Raw genomic sequence first — 6,363 nt, 5'->3', positions numbered from 1 at the left:
CCACACAGATTGTCTGATAAATTGTTAAAGAGCAGTGCCGCTTCGTTTTCGCTGCGGCGCGGGGTGTGCATATTACGCTTTCCCGCTTCAGAGTCAAGCATTTATTTTCGCTATTCTCTGCTGACCCGGCGGCGTGTGTGCCGTTGTTCCGTGTCAGTGGAGGCGCATTATAGGGAGTTATTCCGGCGTGACAAGAGGAAATTTAAAAAAAGTTTCTATCCGTGTTTTTTTTCACCAGCAGCGGTGAAATCAAGCTACAAATTGTTCTATTTGATGTATCTGCAACCACAATCACATTCGAGGTGGCATAATTATCAGCATGAATCTTTAAGGAATAAAAGCGATGCCATTAAGCGCACAACAGCTGGCCGCCCAAAAAAACCTGTCGTATGTGCTGGCAGAAAAGCTGGCGCAGCGAATTTTAGCGGGTAAATATGCCCCGGGTAGCATCCTGCCGGGTGAAATGGAGCTGGGTGAGCAGTTTGGGGTGAGCCGTACCGCGGTTCGCGAGGCGGTGAAAACCCTGACGGCAAAAGGTATGGTGCTTCCACGCCCGCGTATTGGCACGCGCGTGATGCCACAGAGTAACTGGAATTTTCTCGATCAGGAGCTGCTCTCCTGGTGGATGACGGAAGATAACTTTCATCAGGTTGTCGATCACTTTCTGGTGATGCGCAGCAGTCTTGAACCTCAGGCATGTCTGCTTGCCGCCACGCTTGGCACGGCAGAGCAAAAAGCGCAGCTTAACGCATTGATGGAAGAGATGGTGTTTCTGAAAAAACACTTCAACCGCGAACGCTGGGTTGAAGTCGATATGGCCTGGCATGAACATATCTATATGATGAGCGCCAATCCGTTCCTCACCTCGTTTGCCTCATTATTCCATTCGGTGTATCACACCTACTTTACCTCTATTACACAAAACGACGTGGTAAAACTGGAATTGCATCAGGCGATAGTAGATGCCATTCAGGAAAGCGACGGGCAGCGAGCCCTGAGTGCGTGCCAGGCATTACTGGCTGCGCCAACCCACCAGCAGGTAAATAAATGACAAAGAAAAAAGCGCGCAGCATGGCCGGATTGCCGTGGATTGCAGCCATGGCGTTTTTTATGCAGGCACTGGATGCCACCATCCTCAACACCGCGCTTCCCGCTATTGCGCAAAGCCTTAACCGCTCCCCGCTGGCAATGCAATCCGCCATCATCAGCTACACCCTGACGGTCGCAATGTTAATTCCGGTTAGCGGCTGGCTGGCCGACCGCTTCGGCACCCGCAGAGTTTTCATGCTGGCCGTAACGCTCTTTACGCTCGGTTCGCTGGCCTGTGCGCTCTCCTCGTCCTTAACGGAGCTGGTTATCTTCCGCGTATTACAGGGCATTGGCGGTGCGATGATGATGCCCGTAGCACGCCTTGCCTTATTACGAGCCTACCCTCGAAGCGAACTGCTTCCCGTGCTTAACTTCGTCACCATGCCGGGACTGGTCGGCCCGATACTTGGCCCGGTACTCGGTGGCGTGTTTGTCACCTGGGCAAGCTGGCACTGGATCTTCCTGATTAATATTCCGATTGGCGTTGCGGGACTGCTGTATGCTCGCAAATATATGCCGAACTTCACCACGCCAAGACGCAGCTTCGACATGGGGGGCTTTTTCTTGTTTGGCCTGAGCCTGGTGCTCTTCTCCAGCGGGATGGAGCTGTTTGGTGAGAAGATCGTCGCGACATGGATTGCGCTCTCCGTTATCCTCGCCGGGATTCTGCTGTTCCTTCTTTATATACGTCACGCGCGCCGTCACCCGACGCCGTTAATCTCTCTTGGGCTCTTCAACACCCGAACCTTTTCCGTCGGGATCGCGGGAAACATTGCCTCGCGTCTGGGAACCGGCTGCGTACCGTTCCTGATGCCACTGATGCTGCAGGTCGGTTTCGGCTATCCGGCCCTGATTGCCGGCTGCATGATGGCCCCTACGGCGATGGGCTCGATTCTGGCAAAATCGACCGTGACGCAGGTGCTACGCTGGTTTGGCTATCGCAAGACGCTGGTTGGCGTGACGGTCTTTATTGGCCTGATGATTGCGCAGTTCTCGCTGCAGTCCGCCTCGCTTCCCGTCTGGATGCTGATCCTGCCGCTGTTTGTGCTGGGCATGGCGATGTCGACGCAGTTCACATCAATGAACACCATCACTCTTGCGGATCTGACCGACGAGAACGCCAGTAGCGGCAACAGCGTGCTGGCAGTCACCCAGCAACTGTCGATCAGTTTAGGGGTGGCCGTGAGCGCGGCGGTACTGCGGTTTTATGAAGGTTTCGACAGCGCGAACACCGTCGAGCAGTTCCACTATACCTTTATCACCATGGGCGCACTCACCGTCGTTTCAGCGCTGGTCTTTATGCTGTTAAAACCGAAAGATGGCCGTAACCTGATAAAAGAACGCCATAAGGCGAAAGCTAAACCGAACCCCGTTCCATCAGAACAGGAGTAAGCTGCAGGCGTTGCTGCTGCAGCGTGGGCTGAGCCATTCGGTGGATCAACACATCGATGGCCAGCTCGCCCAGCTCATCTTTTGGCTGATGGATGGTGGTGAGCGGCGGCGTCATATAGCTGGCCAGCTCAATATCATCGTAGCCGATTACCGCCATATCGTCGGGAACACGCAAACCGGCCTGATATAACGCCTGATAGGCGCCAAACGCCATGGCGTCGTTGCCGATAAACACCGCCTGCGGACGCTGCGGCTGCGCCAGCAGCGTCCGCATCGCTTCAAAACCACCGTGAAACTCAAAATCACCGGTAATACGGTACCCTTCCGGCACGGAAAGGCCCGCCCGCGCCATCGCGGCGAGATACCCTTCCAGTCGCAAACGCGCCGGGGTTTTGTCCAGCGGACCGGTAATACAGGCGATGCGGGTATAGCCTTTATCGATCAGATACTGGGTGGCCATATCGCCCCCCAGCAGAGAGTTATCCTGAATAAGATCGCTGGTGCCGTCGAACGGCGCCCAGTCCATCATCACCGTGGGAATGGAGGGGTAGCGCTGGATAATCTCTTTCGAGGGCTGGTGCGTTTCGGTACACAGCAGCAGTAGCCCGTCGACGCGTTTTTGCATCAGCGTTTCCAGGTTACGGTTCATGCGCTGCTCGTCCCCTTCGGTATTGCACAGCACCAGGCTGTAGCCACGCTCGAAGCAGCTGCGCTCCACGCCGCGAACCAGCTCAGAATAAAAGGGATTGGTACTGGCAGTGATCAGCATACCGATCGTACGCGTCTGGTTGAGCTTAAGGCTGCGCGCCAGCGCAGACGGCGCATAGTTGAGATCTTTTACTGCCGCTTCGACTTTTTCCCGAATCGCCTCGCTGACGAAGCGATCGTTATTAATGACGTGAGACACCGTCGAGGTAGAAACGCCCGCCAGGCGAGCGACATCTTTCATTGTGGCCAAGCGTTACCCCTGCTGACTTAAGAATTCATCGATCTCTTTACGCCACGGAACGGAAGGCTGAGCGCCCTTGCGCGTCACCGCAATCGCGGCAGCCGCATGCGCGAAGCGGATCGCATCATCCATACTCTTGCCTTCCAGCAGCGCGGTCACCAGTGCACCATTGAAGGTATCTCCCGCTGCAATGGTATCAATCGCCTTCACCTTAAAGCCCGGCACGCGACGGCCTTCACCGTTTACGCTTGCCCATACCCCACGGCTGCCCAGGGTGATGAGCACCGTTCCGATGCCTTTGTCGTGCAGCGCACGCGCGGCTCGCGCGGCATCATCATCGTTTTCAACACGAATACCCGTCAGCTTTTCGGCTTCGGTTTCGTTCGGCGTGATGATGTCCACCAGCGCCAGCAGCTCGTCAGATAATACACGGGCAGGGGCCGGATTAAGTACGACAGTGGTATGATTTTCATGCGCAATGTTGGCCGCGGCCAGCACGCTTTCAACCGGTGACTCCAGCTGCATGAGCAGGGCTTCCGCTCCGGCGATGATTGCACGTTGCGCTTCTACGCGCTCCGTCGTCAACGCTGCGTTAGCGCCAGCATGAATACCGATAACATTCTCACCTTCTGCGTTGACGAAAATCAGCGCCACGCCGGTAGACTCCCCTGCAACAACGCTGACCGGTGCGATATCAATGTTGTCGCTTGCCAGCTGCTTGCGTACGCGCTCACCGGTATCGTCATCGCCCGTGCAGGCGATAAACGCAATATTCGCTCCGCTGCGCCCAGCGGCGACGGCCTGGTTTGCCCCTTTACCGCCAAAAGCGACCTGATACTGGCTACCCGTGACGGTTTCGCCCGGTGCAGGGAACGATTCAAGGTTAAGAATGTGATCGGCATTGATACTGCCAAGGACGACGAGGTTGCCTGCGGTTTTCATGGTTGGGTTGTCCATCTGAGAGCGCCACCGGTGTTACCCGGTGGCGTATGCCACACTTTTCTTTATTGGTGTCCCTCAGGCCGCCAGTGACGACCTGATTCGCCTTTTACTGCTTGATAACCAGTTTCAGGTCAACAGGGTATTTAGCCTGAACTTTTTCGCCCTTCAGCACTTTGTCGGCAGTTTCAACGCCAGTGGCGCCAATCTGCTCAGGCAGCTGAGCGATGGTCGCAGCCAGTTTGCCATCGTTTACTGCTTTTTCACCATCCGGCGTGCCGTCAAATCCGACAACCATCACATCAGATTTACCTGCAGTCTGCAGGGCACGCAGCGCGCCCAGCGCCATTTCGTCGTTCTGCGCGAAGACCGCCTGTACGTCAGGATGTGCGGTCAGCAGGTTCTGCATAACGTTCAGACCTTTAGTACGGTCGAAGTCCGCAGGCTGGCTGGCCAGTACGTTGAATTTATGCGCTGCAACCGCCTGCTGGAAGCCTTCGCCACGCTCGCGGGCGGCAGACGTACCGGCAATCCCCTGCAGTTCGATAACTTTCGCGCCTTCGCCTGCTTTCTTCGCAATGTAGTCACCGGCGATTTTGCCGCCCAGCACGTTGTCAGACGCGATATGGCTCACTACGTCGCCTTTGGTTGCCTGACGGTCCAGGGTGATCACCGGAATTTTCGCCTGGTTTGCCATCTTCACGGCGTTGCCTACGGCATCAGAATCGGTTGGGTTGATCAGCAGAATTTTGGTGCCACGCACGGTTAAGTCCTGAACGTTAGCCAGCTCTTTCGCCGGGTTGTTCTGTGAATCCAGTACCACCAGGTTGTAGCCCAGTTTATCCGCTTCTTTCTGCGCACCGTCCTTCAGGGAGACGAAGAACGGGTTGTTCAGCGTAGAGACAACCAGCGCGATGGTCTCTTTCGCCATGGCGTTAGCACTTACGGTTGCGCTCAGCGCGACAGCGGAAACCAGGGTAGCCAGTTTTTTCATGTTCATATCTAAGATGTCCTGTAGTGTCGTCAGTTACTGTTTTTTGTTGTCTACCAGTACCGCCAGCAAAATCACCACTGCCTTAACGATCATCTGGTAATAGGAGGAAACACCTAACAAATTCAAACCATTATTCAGGAAACCGAGAATCAGTGCGCCGATCAATGTCCCAACAATGCGACCTTTACCGCCCGCCAGACTCGTACCGCCCAGAACCACTGCTGCAATGGCATCCAGCTCATACCCCGTACCCGCCGTCGGCTGCGCGGAAGAGAGGCGCGCCACTTCGATGATGCCCGCCAGTGACGCCAGCAGACCGCACAGGGAATACACGATGACTTTGACTTTATTAACGCTAATCCCGGACAGGCGCGTTGCCGCTTCGTTACCGCCCAGCGCATAGATGTAACGACCCAGACGGGTATGGTGCAGCATGTACCACGCCGCCAGGAAGACGATAGCCATGATCCAGACCGGGGTCGGGACGCCCAGCGGGCGACCGATACCGAACCAGCCAAACAGATCGGCGTTATCGGTGAAGCCGGTATTAACCGGGCTGCCGTTGGTATAAACCATGGTCACCCCGCGCAGCAGCAGCATCATCACCAGCGTCGCGATGAACGCCTGAACGCGGCCTTTTGCCACAATCACGCCGGTGACGGCACCAATCGCCGCGCCTGCCGCCAGGGCCGCGGCCACGGCCACCAGCGCGTTAACTTCAATCCCGACAAGCGAAGCGGCGATCGCGCCGGTGAGGGCCAGCAGGGAACCGACGGACAGATCGATCCCTGAGGTCAAAATCACCAGCGTCATGCCGACCGCCATAATGGCGTTCACCGACGTCTGCTGCAGAATGTTGAACAGGTTATTTACGGTGAAGAAATTCGGGCTCATGGTCGACACAATTGCGATCAGCACCAGCAGGGCAATCAGCGATTTTTGCTCCATCAGCCACGCCTTTGTGAAATAGCGGCGACCAGAAACAGCCTGGGTAGTCATC

Annotated in this window: 6 protein-coding genes; 2 read left to right on the top strand and 4 right to left on the bottom strand. The window is 55.9% G+C overall.

Annotated features, from left to right (window positions below; all coding sequences use genetic code 11):
- The first annotated feature begins 343 nt into the window (after positions 1-343).
- Positions 344-1,051 (top strand): FadR/GntR family transcriptional regulator, encoded by a 708-nt coding sequence (locus ACMWJS_RS15795; protein ID WP_024907901.1) that lies wholly within the window; start codon positions 344-346, stop codon positions 1,049-1,051.
- Positions 1,048-2,481 carry a multidrug transporter subunit MdtD gene (gene mdtD, locus ACMWJS_RS15790; RefSeq protein WP_167214834.1) on the top strand — a complete coding sequence of 478 codons (1,434 nt, stop codon included), beginning with the start codon at positions 1,048-1,050 and terminating at the stop codon, positions 2,479-2,481. The genes ACMWJS_RS15795 and mdtD overlap by 4 nt, the downstream gene beginning before the upstream one ends.
- On the opposite strand, the gene rbsR is transcribed toward mdtD, so the two are convergent.
- From rbsR to rbsC, 4 genes are all read right to left on the bottom strand, one after another.
- The gene (gene rbsR / locus ACMWJS_RS15785; protein ID WP_414747290.1) at positions 2,447-3,439 is read right to left on the bottom strand and encodes a ribose operon transcriptional repressor RbsR; all 993 of its coding nucleotides are present in this window, start codon (positions 3,437-3,439) and stop codon (positions 2,447-2,449) included. The genes mdtD and rbsR overlap by 35 nt on opposite strands.
- 3 nt (positions 3,440-3,442) lie before the next feature.
- The gene (gene rbsK, locus ACMWJS_RS15780) at positions 3,443-4,372 is read right to left on the bottom strand and encodes a ribokinase (RefSeq protein ID WP_414747292.1); all 930 of its coding nucleotides are present in this window, start codon (positions 4,370-4,372) and stop codon (positions 3,443-3,445) included.
- Positions 4,373-4,478: 106 nt separating this feature from the next.
- Positions 4,479-5,369 carry a ribose ABC transporter substrate-binding protein RbsB gene (gene rbsB / locus ACMWJS_RS15775; RefSeq protein WP_111967613.1) on the bottom strand — a complete coding sequence of 297 codons (891 nt, stop codon included), beginning with the start codon at positions 5,367-5,369 and terminating at the stop codon, positions 4,479-4,481.
- Positions 5,370-5,396: 27 nt separating this feature from the next.
- Positions 5,397-6,362, bottom strand: a complete 966-nt coding sequence (rbsC, locus tag ACMWJS_RS15770; protein WP_021242657.1) for a ribose ABC transporter permease — start codon at positions 6,360-6,362, stop codon at positions 5,397-5,399.
- Between the last annotated feature and the right edge of the window lies 1 nt (position 6,363).

It is taken from the genome of Enterobacter sp. HK-058-C-ECC (assembly GCF_047531125.1).
Lineage (GTDB): Bacteria > Pseudomonadota > Gammaproteobacteria > Enterobacterales > Enterobacteriaceae > Enterobacter > Enterobacter quasiroggenkampii.
Note: the sequence above shows the minus strand (reverse complement) of the source record. Positions and strands in the feature narration are given on the sequence as shown.

Coding starts and splice junctions, on each gene's coding strand:
- rbsB (WP_111967613.1), bottom strand. CDS start 5,369: ATGAACATGAAAAAACTGGCTACCCTGGTTTCCGCTGTCGCGCTGAGC.
- rbsC (WP_021242657.1), bottom strand. CDS start 6,362: ATGACTACCCAGGCTGTTTCTGGTCGCCGCTATTTCACAAAGGCGTGG.
- mdtD (WP_167214834.1), top strand. CDS start 1,048: ATGACAAAGAAAAAAGCGCGCAGCATGGCCGGATTGCCGTGGATTGCA.
- ACMWJS_RS15795 (WP_024907901.1), top strand. CDS start 344: ATGCCATTAAGCGCACAACAGCTGGCCGCCCAAAAAAACCTGTCGTAT.
- rbsK (WP_414747292.1), bottom strand. CDS start 4,372: ATGAAAACCGCAGGCAACCTCGTCGTCCTTGGCAGTATCAATGCCGAT.